Annotated in this window: 16 protein-coding genes; 8 read left to right on the top strand and 8 right to left on the bottom strand. The window is 66.2% G+C overall.

Annotated elements, in window-relative coordinates; all coding sequences use genetic code 11:
* The first annotated feature begins 7 nt into the window (after positions 1-7).
* From G8O24_RS15020 to G8O24_RS15010, 3 genes are all read left to right on the top strand, one after another.
* On the top strand, positions 8-1,213 hold the full coding sequence (locus tag G8O24_RS15020) for a M20/M25/M40 family metallo-hydrolase (RefSeq protein ID WP_188100469.1): 1,206 nt from the start codon (positions 8-10) through the stop codon (positions 1,211-1,213).
* A 175-nt stretch (positions 1,214-1,388) separates the two neighbouring features.
* Positions 1,389-2,477, top strand: a complete 1,089-nt coding sequence (locus G8O24_RS15015; RefSeq protein WP_188100467.1) for a mandelate racemase/muconate lactonizing enzyme family protein — start codon at positions 1,389-1,391, stop codon at positions 2,475-2,477.
* Positions 2,478-2,576: 99 nt separating this feature from the next.
* Positions 2,577-3,725, top strand: coding sequence for an amidohydrolase (locus G8O24_RS15010; protein ID WP_188100600.1), 1,149 nt, complete (start codon positions 2,577-2,579; stop codon positions 3,723-3,725).
* Between the two features lie 15 nt (positions 3,726-3,740).
* Here the strand turns inward: G8O24_RS15010 and G8O24_RS15005 are convergent, their stop codons facing one another.
* The 6 genes from G8O24_RS15005 to G8O24_RS14980 all read right to left on the bottom strand — a co-directional run bounded on the left by G8O24_RS15005 (position 3,741) and on the right by G8O24_RS14980 (position 10,578).
* Positions 3,741-4,028, bottom strand: a complete 288-nt coding sequence (locus tag G8O24_RS15005) for a hypothetical protein (RefSeq protein WP_188100465.1) — start codon at positions 4,026-4,028, stop codon at positions 3,741-3,743.
* Between the two features lie 98 nt (positions 4,029-4,126).
* Positions 4,127-6,631, bottom strand: coding sequence for a two-component system VirA-like sensor kinase (locus G8O24_RS15000; protein ID WP_188100463.1), 2,505 nt, complete (start codon positions 6,629-6,631; stop codon positions 4,127-4,129).
* The gene (locus G8O24_RS14995) at positions 6,628-7,611 is read right to left on the bottom strand and encodes a cytochrome-c peroxidase (protein ID WP_311972301.1); all 984 of its coding nucleotides are present in this window, start codon (positions 7,609-7,611) and stop codon (positions 6,628-6,630) included. The genes G8O24_RS15000 and G8O24_RS14995 overlap by 4 nt, the downstream gene beginning before the upstream one ends.
* A 190-nt stretch (positions 7,612-7,801) precedes the next feature.
* Positions 7,802-8,404, bottom strand: coding sequence for a DUF1127 domain-containing protein (locus G8O24_RS14990; RefSeq protein WP_188100462.1), 603 nt, complete (start codon positions 8,402-8,404; stop codon positions 7,802-7,804).
* 163 nt (positions 8,405-8,567) lie between these two features.
* Positions 8,568-9,293, bottom strand: coding sequence for a response regulator (locus G8O24_RS14985; RefSeq protein ID WP_188100460.1), 726 nt, complete (start codon positions 9,291-9,293; stop codon positions 8,568-8,570).
* 334 nt (positions 9,294-9,627) lie between these two features.
* Positions 9,628-10,578: a c-type cytochrome gene (locus G8O24_RS14980; RefSeq protein WP_188100458.1), complete on the bottom strand. Its 951-nt coding sequence runs from the start codon at positions 10,576-10,578 to the stop codon at positions 9,628-9,630.
* Positions 10,579-10,924: 346 nt separating this feature from the next.
* Here G8O24_RS14980 and G8O24_RS14975 point away from each other — a divergent pair, with 346 nt between their 5' ends.
* The 3 genes from G8O24_RS14975 to G8O24_RS14965 all read left to right on the top strand — a co-directional run bounded on the left by G8O24_RS14975 (position 10,925) and on the right by G8O24_RS14965 (position 14,860).
* Positions 10,925-12,277, top strand: coding sequence for a glycosyltransferase (locus G8O24_RS14975; RefSeq protein ID WP_188100456.1), 1,353 nt, complete (start codon positions 10,925-10,927; stop codon positions 12,275-12,277).
* Positions 12,278-12,360: 83 nt separating this feature from the next.
* Positions 12,361-13,596, top strand: a complete 1,236-nt coding sequence (locus G8O24_RS14970) for a Bcr/CflA family efflux MFS transporter (protein ID WP_188100454.1) — start codon at positions 12,361-12,363, stop codon at positions 13,594-13,596.
* 115 nt (positions 13,597-13,711) lie between these two features.
* Complete coding sequence (locus tag G8O24_RS14965; protein ID WP_188100452.1) at positions 13,712-14,860, top strand: caspase family protein; 1,149 nt, start codon at positions 13,712-13,714, stop codon at positions 14,858-14,860.
* Between the two features lie 76 nt (positions 14,861-14,936).
* Here the strand turns inward: G8O24_RS14965 and G8O24_RS14960 are convergent, their stop codons facing one another.
* On the bottom strand, positions 14,937-18,053 hold the full coding sequence (locus G8O24_RS14960) for a DEAD/DEAH box helicase (RefSeq protein WP_188100596.1): 3,117 nt from the start codon (positions 18,051-18,053) through the stop codon (positions 14,937-14,939).
* 410 nt (positions 18,054-18,463) lie between these two features.
* Positions 18,464-19,651 carry a CaiB/BaiF CoA transferase family protein gene (locus G8O24_RS14955; RefSeq protein ID WP_188100450.1) on the bottom strand — a complete coding sequence of 396 codons (1,188 nt, stop codon included), beginning with the start codon at positions 19,649-19,651 and terminating at the stop codon, positions 18,464-18,466.
* A gap of 171 nt (positions 19,652-19,822) precedes the next feature.
* On the opposite strand from G8O24_RS14955, the gene G8O24_RS14950 reads away from it, so the two are divergent.
* Together G8O24_RS14950 and G8O24_RS14945 are read left to right on the top strand one after the other, a co-directional pair.
* Positions 19,823-20,710 (top strand): VOC family protein, encoded by an 888-nt coding sequence (locus tag G8O24_RS14950; RefSeq protein WP_188100448.1) that lies wholly within the window; start codon positions 19,823-19,825, stop codon positions 20,708-20,710.
* Between the two features lie 127 nt (positions 20,711-20,837).
* Positions 20,838-21,062 carry a hypothetical protein gene (locus G8O24_RS14945; protein WP_188100446.1) on the top strand — a complete coding sequence of 75 codons (225 nt, stop codon included), beginning with the start codon at positions 20,838-20,840 and terminating at the stop codon, positions 21,060-21,062.
* Positions 21,063-21,100: the final 38 nt, after the last annotated feature.

The following is a 21,100-nucleotide window of genomic DNA, read 5'->3' as shown; positions in this document are numbered from 1 at the left end:
TCAGTCCATGCCTGTCGACACCAAAGCCGCCACCGACCGTCTCATGCGCTTCCTTTCCGTGGAAGGCGTCACCGGACAGGAGGCGGCGATCGGGCGTGAGCTCACCGCTGCATTGAAGGAAAGCGGGGTCCCAGCCAAGGCGATCCGGCTCGACGATGCCAACACGCGCATCCCGGTGCCGACCGAAACCGGCAATCTCATCGTCGACCTGCCCGGCCGCGGCGCGCTGCACAACCAGCCGCGCATCATGTTCATGACCCATATGGACACGGTGCCGCTCTGCGCCGGTGCCAAGCCGAAGAAATCCGGCCGCAAGATCGTCAACGAGGCCAAAACCGCGCTCGGCGGCGACAACCGCTGCGGCTGCGGTGTTCTGGTGACGCTTGCCGCCGAGCTCGAAAAGCAGAAGCTCGATCATCCGCCGATCACGCTGCTGTTCTGCGTGCGCGAGGAGAGCGGGCTCTACGGTGCGCGTCACGTCAAGCTGGACGAACTCGGCTCGCCGGTGATGGCTTTCAACTATGATGGCGGCTCGGCCTCCAACGTCGTGATCGGCGCCGTCGGCGCCGACCGCTGGACCGTCGAGATCTTCGGCCGCGCCTCGCATGCCGGCGTCGCGCCGGAGCGCGGCATCTCCTCGACCATGATCATGGCGCTGGCGCTTGCCGACGTGAAGGCCGGCGGCTGGTTCGGCAAGGTGGTGAAGGGCAAGGGCGCGAACGCGCGGATGGGCACCAGCAATGTCGGCCCCGTCACCGGCGGAGAAGGCCGGCCCGCCGGCGATGCCACCAACGTCGTCACCGATTACGTGCATGTGCGCGGCGAAAGCCGCAGCCATGACGGCAAGTTCTTCAAGGAGATCACTAAGGCATACAAGGCCGCGTTCGAGAAGGCGGCGAAGCAGGTGACGAACGCGCAAGGCAAGTCCGGCAAGGTCAAGTTCAAGGCCGAGACCGACTATTATCCGTTCCGCATGAAGGACAGCCAGCCCGTCATCAAGCGCGCCGTGGAAGCCGTGTCCGCGGTCGGCGGAACCCCAAACGTCCGCACCGCCAATGGCGGCCTCGATGCCAACTGGATGGTCCGCCACGGCATTCCGACGGTGACCTTCGGCGCCGGCCAGAACGAGGCGCACACGATCGACGAATGGATCAATCTCGACGAATACGACCGGGCGTGTGCATTGGCGGTGCAGCTCGCGACGATGCGGTAGGGAACTTGTAGGGTGGGTTCGCCCTGCGACTGCGCGAAGCGCAGCTCGCACGGCGTAACCCACCGCTTCTGTCGCCGCGGAGACTAAAGAGGTGGGTTACGCCGAGCAGACGCGCTTCGCGCATCCGCTCAGCTAACCCACCCTACGAAGAAAAAAGAAAATCCAGGGAGGCCCCATGCCACGCATCGCGACGATCGAATCCGCGCTCTACCGGATTCCCCTCCCCGTCACGCTGTCCGACTCCACGCATGGCGACATGTCGGCGTTCGAGCTGATCACCTGTCGCGTGCGCGATGCCGATGGCGCCGAAGGCGTCGGCTATACCTATACGGTCGGGCGCAATGGCGGCGCCGTCGCCGACATCTTGAAGCGCGAGATTCCGCCGCTGGTTGCAGGGCGCGAGGCTGATGACACGGAAAGCCTCTGGCATCACGTCTGGTGGGGCCTGCATTATGGCGGGCGCGGCGGGCCGACGGTGCTGGCGCTGTCCGCGCTCGACATCGCGCTGTGGGACCTGAAGGCGCGGCGCGCTAAATTGCCGCTGTACCAGCTGCTCGGCGGCTTCGACGCGCGCGTGCCGTGCTATGCCGGCGGCATCGACCTCGATCTCTCCGTCGAGGCGCTGCTGGCGCAGACCGACGGCAATCTCGCCAAGGGCTTTCGCGCCATCAAGATGAAGGTCGGCCGGCCCGACCTGAAATCCGACGTCGCCCGCGTCGCGGCGATGCGAAAGCATCTCGGCGACGGTTTTCCGCTGATGGCGGATGCCAACATGAAGTGGACGGTGGAAGAAGCCATGCGCGCCGCGCGCGCCTTCGTTCCCTACGACCTCACCTGGCTGGAAGAACCAACCATTCCCGACGATGTCGCGGGCCACGCGCGCATCATGCAGGCCGGCGGCGTGCCTGTTGCGGCGGGCGAAAATCTGCGCTCGCTGTGGGAGTTCAAGAATTACATCACCGCGGGCGCGGTGTCCTATCCCGAGCCCGACGTCACCAATTGCGGCGGCGTGTCCGTCTTCATGAAGATCGCGCGGCTGGCGGAGGCCTTCAACCTTCCCGTCACCAGCCACGGCGCCCACGACATCACCGTGCATCTGCTCGCGGCCTGCCCGAACCGCTCCTACCTCGAAGCGCACGGTTTCGGGCTGGACACCTATATCGAACATCCGCTCGTGCTCGAGGACGGCAAGGCCCTCGCGCCGGCCCGTCCCGGCCACGGCATCAGCTTCGACTGGAAGGGACTGGCGAAGCTGGCGGCGTAGGACGCATTGCTGCACGCGAGGCATTCCGAGCGGCTTGATGCGGCGGGCAGATAATCGGCTAGAGTGGTGACAGCTGACACCATCAGAGAGAGCCGCATTTTGACCCCCGAGCTGCACCAGAAACTCACCGCGTGGCGCCAGCATCTGCATGCCCATCCCGAGCTGTCGCTGCAGGAGAAGGCAACCGCTGCCTTCGTGCAGGAGCGGCTCACCGAGCTCGGCATTCCCTTCGAGGCCGGCATCGGCGGCCACGGCGTGGTCGCGACGCTGACGCGCGGATCGGCCGCGGGGCGCGTCGGCCTGCGCGCCGACATGGACGCGCTGCCGATCACCGAGGATACCGGGCTCAGCTATGCTTCGAAGACGCCGGGCGTGATGCACGCCTGCGGCCATGACGGGCACACCGCCGCGCTGCTGGGCGCGGCCGCGCTGCTCGCCGCCGACACCAGCTGGAGCGGCACGGTCGACTTCATCTTCCAGCCGGCCGAGGAGGGCTTTGGCGGCTCGCGCGCAATGGTCGCGGCCGGGCTGTTCGAGCGCTTCCCGATGGATCGCGTGTTCGGATTCCACAACTGGCCGGGCCTTGCCGCCGGCACCATCGCGGTCCATGACGGCGCGGTGATGGCATCAGGCGGACGCATCACCATCACCATCGAGGGCCATGCCGGCCACGCCGGCATGCCGCATTTGACGCGCGATCCCGTCATGGCCGCCGGCCATCTGATCGTGGCGATGCAGTCGGTCGTGTCGCGCGGCGTCGATCCGCTCGACACCGCCGTGCTCTCGCTGTCGACGATCGAGGGCGGCACCGCGCCGAACCAGATCGCGGGCAAGGTCGTGATCCGCGGCACGCTGCGGCATCACCGCGACGAGGTGAAGGACATCATCCTCAAGCGGATCGGCGAGATCTGCGCCGGCATCGCCACCAGCTTCGACGTCAAGGTGACGCCCGACATCGTCATGGGCGTCGGCGTGACGGCCAACACGCCGGAAGAAGCCGGCCTTGCGCGCCTCGCCGCCGACAAGGTGAGCGCGCCGGTGCGGCGCGATCTTGCGCCCAGCATGGCGGGCGAGGATTTCGCGTTCTACCTGCGGCACCGCCCCGGCGCGTTCGTCTGGATCGGCAACGGGCCCTTGCGCGACGGCGCCGAGCTGCACGGCCCGCGCTACGATTTCAACGACGCGATCCTCCCGGTGGCGTCTGGCTGGATGGCCGAAGTCGCCAAGACGGCGCTGTCGTCCAACTGAAGCGAGAAGCCATGATCAGCAGCCGCGGCAGATGATCAGCTTGCGGTCGATCTCGGTGTCAAGCCGCCGCAATTCGTCGTCGCCGCGCGTGGCCTCTGTCGCCTCGGGAATATCGACGGGCCGCGGCTGCCGGTGACCGATCGGAGCCTGCCGAAACAAATCCGCATATCGCGCCGGCGCGGCCTCGCCCGGCGCGGCGATGGTCGTATGCGGGGCAGCTGCGCTCCCTCCCGCTTTGAGGCTCGAGGCCGAACCCAGCAAGAAGGTCGCTGCGAGCATGGTCACGCCAAGTCTGATGGACATCATCTCTCTCCCGTTGCGGTGACATGTGCGAAGACACGCCTTTCGAAGGCCCGCAATGGATAGGAGATCCCGGCTACCCGACCATGTCGTTCGCGCTGCTATCGCGTTACTGCTGCAACCCGCCGGAGCGTCGCACGCGCGGGCGACGAGGCGAGGCACCGGGCCAGAGCGCCGGCGAGCTCCGCCGAGGTCAGCGGATGATGGACGAGCTCGGTGATCCCCGACGTCCCCAGCGAGGGCATGGCCAGTTCACGCGTCGACGGCGCCGCCAGAACGATCGGCATCATCGGCGCGGCCCCGTGCAATGCGGCCGCAAGATCGAGCGAGGAGCCTCCGGGCAGATGGCACACCAAGGCGGCATCGAAACGCGCGCGCGCCGCCCGGCAGGCCGCAACCGCCTCCGCCACCGCCGTGAAGCCGACGGGCTCGTAGCCCAGTGCCGCGAGGATTTCCTCGTAGCGCAGCAGGCGACCGCGATCGGCATCGAGCACGAGCACCGTTTCGCCCGCGCCGCGCAACGCCTGATCCGGGCCCTGCTGCACCGAGACCGGCTCGTCCGGCTCGCCCGATGGCAGCCAGACCTCGAAGCGGGTGCCGGCGCCGGGCTCGCTCTGCACCGTGATGGCGCCGCCATGCTGCTCGACGATCTCGCGAACCGTCGCAAGACCGAGGCCGTTGCCATCGGGGCGGGTCGTGAAGAACGGCTCGAAGATTCGCTCCAGCGTCGCCTGATCCATGCCGGGCCCGGAATCGGCGACCGAAATGACGGTGAAGCTGCCGGGGCCGATCTGGCTGCGCCCGACTGCCAATTGCTGCGGAAGATCACGGGTCCTGATGCCGAGCTCGATACGGCCGGGCTGCTTCATCGCCTGTGCCGCGTTGTTGCACAGATTGAGGATGACCTGCTGCAACTGAGCCGGCTCGCCCAGCACGACGGCCGTTTCGGCGGTGTCGCTCACCTCAAATCCGACATGGGAGGGCAGTGAGGCCGCCAGCAGCGACCGGGTCTCGTCGACCAGCATCTTGAGGCAGACGCGCTCCCGCCTGCCCTCGCCGCGGCGGCCGAAGGAAAGTATCTGCCCGACCAGCTCGCGCGCCCGCTCACCGGCGCGGCGGATCTCCGCCAGATTCGCAGCCGACCGGCTTCCCGGCGGGACCCGCGCATCGGCCATTTCGGCATGGCCGAGAATGGCGCCGACGATGTTGTTGAAGTTGTGCGCGATGCCGCTGGCAAAGGAGCCGATCGTCTCCATGCGCCGCGCCTGCTGCAGGCTTGCCTGGAGACGCTCCTTCTCGCTCTCGAGCCGGGCGCGCCGGATCGCGTTGCCGATGGCGTCGAACGCCATGCGAAACAGCGACACCTCGGACCAGTAGGTGAGCGCACCGCCATGCACGGCATCGAAGCCGAGGATGCCGTCGCGGTTGCCGTAGGCCGCCATGATGCACAACCAGCCGCTGACATCAGCCTTGGCGAGCATGTTCATGGTGTCGTGGGGATGCGAGGCATTCACCTTGGGGATATAGACCATGCCGTCGTCGCCGCCGTCGAGCTGCGGCGCAAGACTCAGCGCCCGCTCCGGCCAACCTTGCGGGAATTTGACGCCCTCCCGCGACCACCGATAGGTGTGCCGGGTCGCGCCGACCATGCAGCAGAAATAGGCGCGGTCCGCGCCGATCCATCCTGCGAGCTGATGCAGCGCCGTCTCGACGTCGGCGGCGATGCGCTCGTTGCTCGAATTGATGAACAGCATCGAGATATCGACGATGACATGCTCGAACGCCGCGCGGCGGCGCAGCGCCACGGCGCGCTTGCGCAGCAGCGACCCGAAATAGATGATGCCGCAGAGCAGCAGCAGCGAGGTGATGTATTGCAGCAGGCGCGTCCTGCGCGCCGAGGCGCGCGCGGCAAGCTGGCGTTTCAGGATCACCGCCAGCATCCGATCCTGCTCGCGATTATTGGAATCGGCGACCAGCGCCTTCAGGATGGTGTCGATCTCGGGCAACAGATCGTGCAGCATCTGGCCGTGGGTCAGGAGCGCGCGGACCGTGTCCGCTTCCGCCGGCGGCGCTGGCAGCTGGGCCAGCTCCTCCAGCCGATCCTGGACCTGGCGCGCCGCAACGCTCGACGTATCGAGCGTCAGGCGCAGCATCGCGGCGGCCAATGCGGACGCAGCCGTCACCAGCGGCCGGTCATCCGAGGCCGCCAGCTTGTCGCTGAACAGCCCGAAATAGGCGAAAGAATTCTGGAGCAGCGCGTTCCTGCTCTTGAACCGCTCGATCAGGTTCTCCTCCCGGGCGACACGCACCGTGAGAACATCGATGGCGCTGGTCTGTTCGGCGTCGAGACCCGCCGTCTCGCGCAGCCGCGTCAGGGCGTCGTCATAGGCATTGTCCATCTGCACCAGCGCGTCATAGTTGCGCGACAGGCCGGCGCGCGCGGTGAGGACTTCCCGGGTCATCCCGCGCTCGAAGCGGGTGAAATCGCCGAGCGCCTCGAGCTGGCTGTCGTAGCGCGCCGAATTGACGTTCAACCCGTTCAGCAGCAGCCAGGTGAGCAGGGCCAGCACGAACATCACGCTGGCGACGGTCGGTGCGCGTTTCATGGCGAGCCTCCGACCGGCGCGCCGCGAAAGGTTCCGGTCAGGCTGTTGAGAAAGGCGACCAGCGCCTTGGCCTGCTGGTCCGTCAGCGTCGCGTTCAGCTGGGCCACCGCCATCTTGCGAACCGCGTCCTCGAGCGTCGGCGCGCTGCCGTCGTGAAAATACGGCGGTGTCGTCGCGACGTTGCGCAGGCTCGGCACCCGCAGGATCCTCGGCTCAGGCGATGCGAGCGGATGGAAGATGCCGTGGCGTTCGTACAGATTGCCGCCGACATTGACGCCCTGGTGGCAGGCCGAGCAGCCCAGCGACTTGAACAGGCGGTATCCGTTCAGTTCGTCGGCCGAGAGCGCCGCGTCGTCGCCTTCCAGCCAGCGATCGAACTTGCTGCCCGGCGTGAGCAGCGTGCGTTCGAAGCTTGCCAGCGCGTCGACGACATCGCCGCCCTCGGGCCGGCGGCCGTAAGCGGCAAAGAAGCGATTGCGCATATCGGGATCGGCATCGAGCTTGGCGGCGATCTCGGCCGCGCTGCTGGCCAAGGTGTACGGGCTCTCCAGCGATGAATTGATATCGGCCTGGACGGTGCGGAATTTTCCCTCCCAGCTGAAGCGAAAGCTGAGCGTCGAATTGAAGACGGTCAGGGTGTTGAGCGGCAGCTCCTTGCCGTCAACGCCGACATCATGCTGCTTCTGGCTTGCACCATTGGTGGTGATGTCGTGGCAATATTGGCAGCTGCGGGAATTGTCGTGCGATAGCCGTCGATCGCTGAACAGCCTTTCGCCAAGCTCGACCTTCAGGGGATCGAGGACAGGAGCCGGGGGAATCGGCGTGATCGGCTCTCCCCGGTCCAGCAAGGGAAGCGACGGCGATTTCGACGGCGCGGGCGTGACGTCCGCGCAGCACAGCAGCACCGCGCAAATCGCGACCAGACCACCTCGATAGCCTGCGCCCGGTCCGACTCCGCGAAATCCCGTCAAATGCCGCACAGCCGTTCATATGGGGTGGAAGCGAAACGCAACTGCGCGTGCTCAAGGGTTTTTGATCAGGGGTCGGCGATGTCGTGAACGCGGCCGCCGCAAGGTCCAGAGCCGAGTCCCCGGCACGAGGCCGCTCAAGCCCAGCGAGCGGCACACGGCCTGGCAAAACCCCAGCCCGGCGCAGGCGAGATAGATGGCCTCAGCAATCACGGCAGTACCTCACCATGCGCTCGATGTCGGACCGGTCGCACATGCCGAGGTCCCGCAAGGTCCGGTCGTCGAGTTCCATCAGCGCCGCCACGGCCTGCTTGATCTCGCGCTCCCGGCGCAGATGCGACGACAGCACCGTCAGCGTCTCGCCGAGCGAATGCAGCCAGCTCCAGCGCCGGGCGGGTTGTGCATCGAGGCGTCGGACGCGATCGAGTGTCACGACATTCCCGTTGCCCCCGTCGGGAGGCCCGTGCGGACGCAGCGTTGGCCTCTCGTGGTCAACCTCGTGCGGCCGCCAATCCTGTTGGGACCGCAGAATCTCGTGAACGGGCACCACCGCCATCGGATGCAGCGCGGCACCATAGAGGGCAAAGCCGTCCAGGAAGAAGCCGAAGACATCCCGCCAGATGGAACCTTCCCGGTGCGGCTGCGCCGGGCCTGGACCGACCTCCTCAAAACGCCGCGTCGTCATGCCATCGGAATCGAGGATGGCGACGCCGCGGCCGCCGGCGCTTTCGACCCAGCCGGCTGCATCGGGCTCCCCGTCATCCAGCCGAACCAGACGGACCACACGGTGAGGACGCGTGTTCATCATGAAACTCCCACATGCTGTTCGCGGGAGGCAAATTGCGGGAGCGCCGTTACGCCAAAGTCACCATCGACAGGCAAAGAGGTTACAATTGCAATCGTGCCGCGGATTATTGTTTGAGCAGCATCTTTGCCAATCGCCGATCCGCGCTCCTTCGGATCATGCGCTAGAACGGCTCCACGGGAACCGCGAAGACGTAGCCGACGCCGCGTTCGGTCTGGATGACGCGCGGAGCGCTTGGGTCGGCTTCCAGCTTGCGCCGCAGGCGTAGGACCTGAACATCGATGCTGCGATCGAAAATGTCCTCGTGAATGCGGGTTGCCTGCAACAGATGCTCGCGCGTCAGGGGGCGCTGCGGTGCCTCGAGGAAGGCCAGCAGCAGCGCATACTCGCCCTTGCTGAGCGGAACCGCCGTTTCGCTGGGATCGATCAGTTTTCGGCCGCGCCGCTCCAGCTTCCAGCCGCTGAATCGATAGCCTCCGCGCTCGGGATCGCGGGCGCGCGCCGCTCGGCCCATTTCCTGCCGCCGCAACACCGCGCGAACGCGTGCCAGCAGCTCCCGCAGCGAAAACGGCTTGATGATGTAGTCGTCGGCACCGAGTTCGAGCCCGACGATACGATCGATTTCGTCGGGACGATGGCCGGTCGTGATGATGACAGGCACATCGGAATGCGAACGGATCTCGCGCAACAGATCCAGCCCGTCGTCTTGACCGAGCCGGAGGTCGAGAATGATCAGGCTGGGCTGACCGGTCTCGAGATAGTGATTCAGCTCGGACCTGTTGGAGGCCGCCCTGGTCGGGACATTGTGTTCCTCCAGATATCTGATCACCATCTGTCGCAAGGTAGGATCGTCATCGACAACAACGATGTGGCCAACATCCGCAAGCATACGTCTCTCTCAAAATCCGCCCCCACCAATTGAGTCGCTTCAAGGTCGGCAATCATTCAAAGTAATCTGGACAGTCGAACCGCCGCGATGCGGCGGTGGCGTTCAATCAGGTCTGGATGACGTCGTAACGCGGTTATTCTGCGGCGGAGCGCTCAAGGATGTCGCAGACGTGAAGCATTGTGATCTCAACCAATGCTACTTTTGAGCGATTCCAGTCTGCCGGCGCAGCGACGATCGTTCGTCGGTGATGAAAGGACTTTTCGGCGGTGAGGACAGGCTTGAGCGGCTGGCGCGGCCGAACGAGAACCGGCCGCACCAGATCGCCAGGGCTACGTCAGGATCGCGGCAGACTCATCAGGTACTGGTAGATCGCGGCAAGCTCGTCGTCGTCCATCCGCCCGATCGGTCGCCACGGCATCTGATCGTTGAGCCGATGTCCGTTCGGATCGACACCCGTGCGCATCGTGGCAATGAACTGCGTCTCGCTCCAGTCCTTGACGATGCCGAGGTCGGGTCCAAGCGGGGGCAATTGGCCGGGCACGCCACCGGCGAGGTCCTTGCCATGGCATTCGCGGCAGTCCTGATAGGACAACAGATACTTGCCATAGCGCGCGTTCGGGCCTTTCGGCGGCGCGACGATGACGCCGCCGAACACGGGCTTGGCATCCGGCAATAGTCCGGCGCCCAGCATGGCAAGGCCCAGCAGGCTGAAACGATCGGGCGGATCCGGGGTCCGCTCGCCGCTGATCGGCAGGCTGCGGAGATAGGCGATCACGGCCTTGGTGTCGTCGTCACTGAGCCGGCCGGCGTTGGTGAACGACATGATCGCGAGCCATCGTCCGCGCGCGTCGACACCATTGCGAATGGCGCGGAAGATCTCGCCATCGGACCAATGCCTCAGGTCTCCGGCGGGAGTCAGATTCGCCGGCACGAACGAGCCGATCGGCAGCGGGAGATCCTTGCCGACATCGCCGCCACCCGACAGCACGCCGCTCTTCGAATGACATCCGGCGCAAAAGCCATTGGCGACCGCCCTGCCGCGCTCAACTTGCGCCGGCGTCGCCTCGACCTTGAGATCGGGGACAGGAGCGGTGCGCGCGTGCTGCCTGACGATCCCCGCCACCGTCAGCGCGCTCACCGCGGACAACGGCACGGCCAACATCACCGCCAGCACCACACCGCCCCACTTTGCCAGGGGATGCTTTGCCCGCCAGGCGCGAACGCCCGACCAGACCAGACACGCGATGAAACCAACCATCGCAGCCAGGGCAACATAATTCTGCATGCTGTTTCTCCAAACAATTCTGCGCGATCGAGATCGTGCGCTATCTCAGCCGTCAATATTCACTTCGAGGCCGTTGCCACCGCTCAATCTCTGCTGCATGCGAACCGGCTCCCTGCCGGATTACGAGCGCGGCATTACCGCGCCATGTCACGCGCTGCCGCTCGCGTTACGGCCGTAATCCGCATGCGACGGCGCCCGCCTCGGCAACGCCACGATGCGTTGCCGGCGTAACCATTTCACGGCCATCGGAAGCCCTGCTGTAACGGCGATCCCGTCAAGTGCTCTTGCTTACGCGGCCGGCCGCCGACCGGCGACCGCGCGTCCGATCATCAAGAGGTCAGCTCCCATGAAGATTCTCATCACTTCGACGCCTGCGACGGGCCATCTCAATCCACTGCTCGCGATCACGCAAATCTTGCTGGAGGATCGCCACGAGATCGCCTTCCTCACGGGCAGCGCCTATCGCGCCCGCGTCGAGGCGAGCGGCGCGAAGTTCTTTTCGCTTCCTGAAGGCGCTGATTTCGATCCAAGCGATGTGTTCTCGCGCGCGCCCGAGCTCAAGACCATCCCGCCCGGGCTCGATTGGCTGCGCATTGCCTGCGAGCGGTTGTTCGTCGACACCGTCGCGGCCCAGCACGAGGGGATGCTGCAGACGCTCCAGCAATTTCCCGCCGATATCATTCTCGGTGACGACATGCTGTTCGGCGTGCTGCCCATGCTGCTCGGACCGCGTTCGCAGCGGCCGCCGATCGCTCTCTGCGGAACGTCATTCCTGCACTGGACGCGCGAAGACGGCGCGCCGAACTTCCTCGGCTTGCCGCCGGCGACCACCGACGAGCAGCGCGATCGATATGCGATCCTCGCCCGGGAATATGATGCGGCGGTCGATCAACCCGTGCTGCGGCGGCTGAACCAGGTGCTGAAGGGCCTCGGCGTCGGGCCGATCGCGATGCCGCTGTTCCACTCGGTGGTCGCGCTCGCCGATTCCTATCTGCAATTGTCGGTGCCGAGCTTCGAATTTCCCCGCGAGATCCCGCCGTCCGTTCATTTCGTCGGCACGCCTCCGATCATCGCCAAGCAGGTGCCGCTGCCGCCCTGGGCCAGTGAGCTCGACGGCTCGCGCAAGATCGTCCTGGTGACGCAGGGAACGGTGGCCAATCACAATTTCAACCTGCTGGTTGCGCCGACGCTGGCGGCGCTTGCCGACGAACCCGACGTCCTGGTGGTCGCGACCGCTGGCGGCCGCCCGGTCGACGCCATCCCCGGCAAGATCCCCTCGAACGCGCGCGTTGCCAGCTATCTGCCGTTCGAATGGTTGCTGCCGAAGGTCGACGTGCTCGTCACCAATGGCGGCTATGGCAGCGTCAACCAGGCCTTGAGCTTCGGCATCCCGCTGGTCACCGCGGGGCTCACCGAGGACAAGGCCGATGTCAACGCGCGCGTGGCGTGGTCCGGCGTCGGCATCAATCTCGCGACCAACGAACCGACGCAGGCCGCGCTGCGCGAGGCGGTGCGAACCGTGCTCGATCAGCCGCGCTATAGCCAGCGCGCCTCGCAGCTCGCGGACGAATACGCCGAAATCGATACGCGGTCGGAAATCATCCGGGTGATCGGCGAGCTCGTCACCGACGAAACCTCGGTGTCGCGCGCCCGCGCGATCGCGGCGAGCCAGGGGCGGCGTGCAGGCCGGCGCGCCTGATCACCACCGCTGAACGGAATGATGGAGCGCGGCGCATCCGCGCTCCATCGCCTTGAATTGTCGGATGTCGAGAAGATCAGCCCATGCGAATCGAACCTGAAACCTTTGCATTCACCCTTCTGCTCGGCCTCCTGGCGGCCGTGCCCTATTCCGGCATCGACATCAACCTGCCGGCGCTCGCGGCCACCGGCGCCACGCTCGGCGCCAGCGCCTCGGATGTCGGACTGACGATGAGCGCCTTCATGCTCAGCCTCGCCGCCGCGCCGCTGGTCTATGGGCCGGTCTCGGACCGCCTCGGCCGCAAGCCGGTCCTGGCCTTCGGCCTGACACTGTTCGTCGCCGCCAGCATCGCCTGCGCGGCTTCCTCCTCGCTGCCGGTTCTGCTGCTGGGCCGCTTCGTCCAGGGCATCGGCGCCGCCGCGACCGCGACGACCTTTGCCATCATCCGCGACCTCTTCGATGGCGATGCCGCGCGGGGCAAGATCGCCAACGTCATGGTTGCGGTGAACGTCGCGACCGTGATCGCGCCGACGGCGGGCGCCGCGCTGCTCGCGGTTTCCGGCTGGCAATCGATCTATGCGACCCAGGCCGCGATCGGTTTCATGCTGCTGGTGGTGGTGATGTTTCGCTTCGCCGAGACCGCGTCGATCGCGCCTTCCGGGCGACTGGTGCCGTCGGCCGTGATCGACAGCTATCGGCGGGTGCTGACGCATCCGGTCTCGCTTCCCTACATCCTGGTCGGCGCCGCCGGCGGCGCGACGGTGTTTGCCTACGTCACCGGCGCTTCGCTGTTCTTCGTCGGCGCCGTCGGATTGCGGCCCGAACAATACGGCCTGATCTTCAGCGGCTGCTCGGCGGCGGTGATGGCGGGCGCATTTCTGGACGGCCAGCTCGGCCGGCGCGGGATCTCGTCGGGCCACATGCTCGCGATCGGGCTGACGCTGTCGTCGGCCGCCAGCCTCGCCCTGCTCGCGATGACACTGATCGGCTGGATGCCGACGGCCCCTACCGTCGGGCTGCTGATGGCGGTGGCATTCGGCTTTGGACTGAGCGTGCCGAACGTGATGAGCGCAACGATGCAGCGCCTTCCCGAGATCGCCGGCGCCGTCAGCGCCGCGGCCGGCAGCATCCAACTGATCTCGGGCGCCCTGTCGAGCGCCCTGGTCGCGATCCGCTTCGATGGACGGACCGCACTCTCGATGACCGCGGTCATGGCCGTATCGTCACTGCTCGCCCTGCTCCTCTATCTCTTCGTGGCGCGTCCCGCGGAACGCCGGCTTCAGGCCGAGATCGTCAACCCGGCGCTGGCGTCGCACTGAGTTCACGACGTCCCGGCGCCGCTCCCCTCGCGAACCAGGTCGCCGGGACCGGTGCCCGTGGCTCCGCCGGATCGATTGCGCTAGGATCAGAACTCGCCCGAGCCAGCGAGATCCGATGAACCGGCGCGAATTCGTTTCGGGGGTGATGGCGGCGACAGCGCTGGCCGGCACGGCGGCGGCCGCAGCCGACGGCCGGCGCGTCGCGCTCGTCATCGGCAACGGCGCCTACAGAAGCGTGCCCACGCTGCTCAATCCGCCGAACGATGCGAGCGACATCGCCGCGGCACTGAGGCGGCTTGGCTTCACCGTGTCCCTGGTGACGAACGCCGGCTTCGATGCCATGCGCCGCAGCCTGATCGCCCTGGGGCGCGAGGCCGCCGGCGCCGACATGGCCGCGGTGTATTTCGCCGGTCATGGCATGGAGATCAATGGCGAGAACTGGCTGATCCCCGTCGACGCGGAGTTGAAGCGGGACACCGACGCGGCGAATGAAGCCATCAATTTGCAAAGCGTGATGTTGCAGGTGTCTGATACCACGAGCCTTGGCCTCGTCATCCTCGATGCTTGCCGCAACAATCCGTTTGCCGCCAAGATGAACAGGTCGATCGCCACGCGCGCGGCCGCGGCGAGCGGGCTTGGCCGCATCGAACCGGTCGGCAACGTTCTCGTCGCCTATGCCGCGCGCGACGGCACCACGGCGCTCGACGGCGATGCGCGCAACAGTCCGTTTGCAGCCGCACTGCTGCGCAACATCGAAACGCCCGGCGTCGAGGTGACCTTCATGTTCCGCAACGTCCGCGACGAGGTGATGGAGGCGACGCGGAACGCGCAGCAGCCATTCGTCTACGGCTCGCTGTCGCGCAAGGCGATCTACCTCGCCGGCCGGCCACCGCCAGGGAGCGAGCAGACGGCGCCCGATCCGCTTCCGGCTGCCATCTCTCCAGCGCCATCGCAAGCGCCGGCATCAGCGGTGATCGATCCCGCGCTGGTCGGCACCTGGGAGATCATGGTGCCGAGCGGCCGCGGGCCGTCGCGCTGGATCTGGCGGATCATGGCCGACGGCACCTACCGCTTCCACGCCGAGCCGCAGCGCTCGGCGCGTCCGCATGAAGGCACCATGACGGCCGCGAACGGCCGCTGGACCCTGCACGCCATCAGGGGGCTGTCGGGCTACAGCGACGGCGGCGGCTACGAGATCCACGACGCGCTGGCCGTTATCACAGGCAAGCTCGGCACCGGGGCCTGGAAGCGCAGCGCCGAGTAGATCGGCGAGTGTCGTCGCAGCCCCATTCCCGGCCATGTGAACCGATCGGATCGTCACGCCTGATTGCGTGACGCGGTTACGTCTCGTCGAGAAGCTCCAGCAGCTCCTCGACGCGATCGAACGGAGCATCCCGCAGCTGGCTATGGTAGACGACGCGGTCGCCGTCGCGTTGCAGCGACTTGCCCTTGGACGTCCCCTTGGACTTCCGCAGCCGTCCCGGCAGGAATGTTGCAGCCACCGCGTTCTGCCCGACGTCGAGGCGGATGATGCCCCTGCGCTTGCACTCCAGCCTTAATCGCGCCGCCGCGAAGAAATCGCGGGCCGCCTGCGGCAATGGTCCGAAGCGACGCGAGGTTTCCTCCTCGAGATCCTCGAGATCGTCCTCGTTGCCGCAGCGCGCGGCGCGGGCATAGAGCTCGAGCCGCACCGGAGCCGATTGCACGTAGCTTGCGGGCAGCATGTCCGCGACCGGCAGATTGAGGTCGGGTACCCACACCACCGACGTGCCGTCATCGACCTTCTCGGAGGCCATCTTCAGGAGATGGCTGTAGAGCACCGGCCCGAACACCTGGACGTGGCCGGATTGCTGCTCCGAGAACAGATCGCCCGCGCCGCGGAGATCGAGGTCGCGTTCGCTGATGGCAAAACCGGCGCCCGGCCGGCTGAACTCCTCCAGCACGGCCAGCCGCTTCTCGGACTGCCCCGAGGCCGACTCGGTCAGGAGATAAGCGAAGGCGCGGATGCCGCCGCGACCGACGCGCCCGCGCAGCTGGTGCAGCTGGGCAAGGCCGAAATTTTCCGGCCAGCACACCACGATGGTGTTGGCGCGCGGGATGTCGAGACCGCTCTCCACGATGTTGGTGGCGAGCAGCACGTCGGCCTTGCCCTCGACGAAGGTCATCATGCGGTCGTCGATCTCGTCGGCCGGCAACTTGCCGTGCAGACAGACGATCTTGAGATCGGGCGCCACCGCCTGCACGCGCGCCAGCATGGGCTCGAGATCCTGGATGCGCGGGCAGATCAGGAAGCTCTGGCCGTGCCGACGCTGCTCGCGCAGCAAGGCCGAAGCGATCGCGGCATCCGACAGCGGCGCGATCTTGGTCGCAACCGGAAGCCGGTGCACCGGCGGCGAGGCAATGACGCTGAGATCCCTGAAGCCGGCCAGGCCGGCGGCAAGCGTCCGCGGAATCGGCGTCGCGCTCATCCAGAGCGTATGGACGCCTTTGGCGAGGGCGGACAGTTTCGCCTTCTCGGCCGCGCCAAAATGCTGCTCCTCGTCGATGATGACGAGCCCGAGGTCATCGAACTTCACGTCCTTCGAGGTGAGCGCCTGCGTGCCGACCACGACCCTGGTCCTGCCAGTGCGCAGCCCGTCCCTGGTTTCGCGCGTCTCCGCGCCGGACGTGGCGCGCGACAAGCTTCCGACCTCGATATCGAGAGGCGCGAACCGCTTGCGGAACGTTGCGACATGCTGGCGGGCCAGCACAGTGGTCGGTACCGCGATCGCCACCTGCTTTCCCGACAGCACCACGGCGGCCGCCGCGCGCAGCGCCACCTCGGTCTTGCCGAACCCGACGTCACCGCAAATCACCCGGTCCATGGGATGGCCGGATGCAAGATCGTCCAGCACGTCGTGGATGGCCTTGGCCTGGTCGATCGTGGTGAAATAGGGAAAGCGCGCGACGAATTTCTCGTAAGGCGCCCCCGGCGGGACGAGCTTTTCGGCGCGCCGCCGCTTGCGCTGGCTGATGTGCTTGGCGAGTGCCTTGCCGGCGAGCTGGATCTCCCGCTCGGCCTCACCGCGGCGGGCCCACCATGTGCTGCCATCCGCCTTGTCGAGCGCCAGCTTGCCGCGTTCCGTCGAATAGGGCCACATCTGCGCCAGATCAGACGGCGGCACCAGCACCGCATTGTCGCCAGCGAAGGACAAGCGGACCATCTCGCGCATCGCGCCGCCGCCGGTGTTCACCGTCTGCAAGCCGTCGAGCACCGCAAGACCGCGCTGCAGATGCACCACCACCGTGCCCTGCTCGGGGACGTCGGCGTGATCGAAGGCCGCGCTCCAGCTCCGCGCCATCGGCTGCGGATGATGTGCGCGGCTGCCGAGCACGTCGGTCGCCGTCAGGACGACGGCCTTCCTGCCGGGAACGACGAAGCCGGCGTCGAGATCGGCGAGCAAGGCCACGTCGCGCTGGCGCGCGCTCTCGACCTCCGCCCAATCCGCGACGCGTTCCGCCCGGACGCCGCTCATCCGCTCCATCGCGCGCAGATCTTCCTCCTGCGCTGCGACCAGGACCAGGCGCGAGCCGGCGCGCCTGGTCTCCTCGACGAAGGCACGCAGGGCCTTCCTGGCCGATGTCAGCTTGGAGAATTCCGGCGTCGGCTGGAACGGCGCATTGCGCGGCAGCACCTTCATGCCGCGCGTCGCCTGCTTCCAATCGCTCCGCCCCAGATAGCCGCGCTCCCGGTCGGCGCGGCCCGCTGCTTCCTCGATCGTGTTCAGCCAGGCATCGGCGTGGACGGCAACGCCGGCATCGGCGATCCACTTGGCTTTGCCGCAATAGTCGAACAGCGTCGCGCGCCGCGCCCGCGCGCCTGACATCGCTATTCGTTCCGACATGGGATCGACGAGCAGCTCCCTGGTCTCGAAGATGATGTCATGCTCTTGCGGGTCGAACGCCACGATCCGCTTGATTGTGCGCACCGAATGTTCCACCCGGAATGGACCGAGCGCGCCCGCGGGAAATATCTCAAAGGTCTGGCCGTGAAACAGGACGCCGCCCGGATAATCCGGCTCGTCGTCGAGATCATAGCCGAGCTCTTCGAGACGGACGCGAAGCTCGGCTTCCGCGAACGTGCCGCCGACCTTCAGGCTCGTGTTCAGGCGCAACAGGTTCGCCGGCGCGGGCAAGCGCTCCATGACGGCTTCCGCCGTCGAGATCAGAAACACCGGCTTTCTGGCTTTCGCGAGGCGCCGCAGCACCGAGGCCCTGCGGCCCGCAATCTCGCGCGACGGCTCCAGTTGATCGAACGGAAGGGTGTTCAGCCGCGGAAACACCAGCACCTCGCAGGACGGGTCGAGCGCATGAATGACGCTGCCGAGCCGCTCCGCCCTGTTCTCGCTTTCGGCGAGGAATACGAGACCGTTGCGGCCGGCCTCCTTCCATTGCGCCAGCAGATGCAGCGCCATCATGCCGAGCGGCGATGACGAGGAGACCGTGGCACGCTGCACGCTCTTGCCTTGCTTCGAAGACGCCTTGCTCGGCGAACGCCGGCTTGTCCGGCTCTTTGCGAGCGTGCGCTTTTTGGGCGAACTCTTGACTGTCGCTTTCTTGATTGCCGCGTCCTTGGCTGGCCGCAATGTCTTGGAATGACGCACGTGAATCCGTTTCTCGTAGACAGTCGTCAATGCCAGGCGCCACCGAGCTCATGTTGATTCGGTTGCGAATGGTCATGCATATGGGATGGGGCGCACGAACATGCGCCTCTCCGACACCCTCGTGCGACGCAGAGGTCGCCGGCAAAGGCTGAACGCCCGAGGATGAGCCGCCAGTCGTCTAGCAGACGCGCCGGCCCATTTCCACTCTTGTGATAACGTCGCGACTAAATGATCCCGCCCTGTCGCAGTACTGCAATCTCCGCCTTGTCGTAGCCGAGTTCCGCCAGCACGGTATCGGTATGCTCGCCAAGCGTCGGCGGACGTGCTGCGATCTCGCCGGGCGTTTCCGACAGCCGAATCGCGGCGCGGGCGACCGGTGCCTGTTTCGGCAGGCCGGGATAGTCGACATCCTGCAGAAAGCCGGCGGCGCGAATGTGCGGATGGTCCAGCGCCTGTTGCGGGCTCAGAACCGGCCCGGTCGGAATCATCGCCTTGCCGAGTGTGTCCACAGCCTCCTGCGTGGTGCGCATCGCGCACCAGCGTGCCATCCGCTCGCTGATGACGGCGCCGTTATTGCCGCGGCTGATGTCGTCGGCAAAGCGCGGGTCGTTCAGCCAAAGCTCTTCCTCGCCCATCAGCTTCGCCCAGCGCTTGAACAGCGGATGGCCGGTGACCTGGCACAGCACCCAACCATCTTTGGTGCGATAGATGTCGGCCGGCGCGGCAGTCTGGCCAAGGTTGCCAGTCGGCACACGATTGACATTGATGACCGCCTGCTCGATCAGCGTGGCATTGGTGAACGACAAAGCGGTCGCCAGCAACGCGCCCTCGACGATCTGCCCGCGGCCGGATTTGCCGCGCTCAATCAGCGCGGCAAGCGTTCCGAACGCGCAATGCAGTGCGGTGCCGAAATCGACCCAGTTCACCGCCGCGCGGTACGGCGGATCGCCGGCGCCGGTCATGTAGACCGAACCCGACATGACCTGCCCGACGCCGTCGAAGCCGACGCGGTCGGACCACGGGCCCGGCCCGCCAAACGCGGTGGCCGTGGTCAGGATGATGTCCGGCTTGACCGCCTTCAGAGAGTCATAGTCGAGCTTCATGGCGCGGAGCGTCTGCGGCGGCAGATTGGCGACGACGACGTCGGCGGTCGCGATCAGCCGGCGCATCACCTCCTGGCCCCGCTCGGTCATCGGATCGAGCGTGATGCACTTCTTGTTGCGGTTGACCTGCAGGAACAGCGCGCCCTCGCCGCTCTCACCGACCGGCGCCACGAAGCGATCCTCGCTGCCGTCGCGCTTTTCGACGCGGATGACCTCGGCGCCGAACTCGGCCAGCAATGTCGCGCAATATGGTCCCGCGATATAGCGCCCGAAATCGAGCACGCGCACGCCTTGCAGAACTCCCCCCATCGCCCTCATTCCCTCATCTCGTTCCGGTCAGATTACAGGGAATGAAGACCACGGCAAGCTGCAGCGCAACGTGCCGCCGGCCCTCAAGATGTGATCGGCCAGGTGTTTCGGCCGGCGGACATTCTGCTCTAGGATGGCACGAGCCATCCCTCCAACAAGAAGCGCACAGCCATGCCGCAACAATTCGACAGGTCCGCAGAAGATCTCGGCAATGCCATTCATTTCGAGCACGTCAACATCCAGGTCCCGGACCAGCGCCTTGCCACGCTGTTCTACGTCACCGGCCTCGGGCTCACCCGCGATCCCTATCTGATGGTGTCCGATACCAACATGTGGATCAACGTCGGACGGAGCCAGTTTCATCTGCCCAGCGGCAAGGCGCAGGTGCTGCGCGGCCACACCGGGCTCGTCATCGAAGGACGCGAGGCGCTGCTGGCGCGGCTGGCTTCGGTCAGAGGCAAGCTCAACGGCACGGCCTTCGCCTACGCCGAGCACAACGATTATGTCGAAGCGACCTGCCCCTGGGGCAATCGCATCCGAATCCATGAGCCCGACGCGGCGCGTTTCGGGCGCATCACGCTCGGCATTCCCTATGTCGAGTTCGACGTGCCGGCCGGATCGGCGCAGGCCATCTGTTCATTCTACCCTGACATCATGGGCATGCCGGCGACTTTGCGCAATGGCGATGGGAGGGTTGCCGCGGTCAAGACCGGCCGCGATCAGTATCTTTTGTTCCGCGAGACCGATCGCGCGCAGCCGGACTATGACGGCCACCATGTGCAGATGTACATCACCGATTTCTCCGGTCCCTACCGCAAGCTGCTGGCGCGCGATCTGATCTCGCGCGAGGACAACCAATACCAATATCGCTTCTGCGACATCGTCGATCTCGACAGCGGCAAGCCGTTGTTCACGGTCGAGCACGAGGTCCGCAGCGCGACGCACCCGATGTTCATGCGGCCGATGGTCAATCGCAATCCCGTGGTCAACAACCGCAACTACGCCTATGGCCACGATCAGGCGTCGTGGGCGATGGGGCCGGATCAATACGAGGGATAGGACTCCGGCGACGAAATTCGCGACAGGAAGCGCAGCGTGATACCAGTCACGGCACGCGCGCGTTGCATGCGGCATGCTGTCCACAGTTGCGGGGATGATCCCGCAGCATCAAGACAGGAGAGACAACATGACCCATCAGATCGACAACAACATCGCCAATTGCGAACTCTCGATGGAGCAGCTCGACGGCGTTGCCGGCGGTGGCTGGTTCGGCAGCCTCGTGCACAGCATCGAGCACGGGCTGAAGTCGTTCTTCACCAACCCGGTCGTGGCGGGGATTGCCGCCGGCGTCATTCTGGTCGGCGGCATCGTCACCGGCGGCGCTGGCAATCCGCCCCAGAGGCTGAACTAAGGCGAGCCCGAGAGGCGGCCTCTCAGCCGAGTTGACAG

It is taken from the genome of Bradyrhizobium campsiandrae, assembly GCF_014529705.1.
GTDB classification, from domain to species: domain Bacteria; phylum Pseudomonadota; class Alphaproteobacteria; order Rhizobiales; family Xanthobacteraceae; genus Bradyrhizobium; species Bradyrhizobium campsiandrae.
The sequence above is the reverse complement of the archived record's forward strand: the minus strand, read 5'-3'. Positions and strand labels throughout refer to the sequence as shown.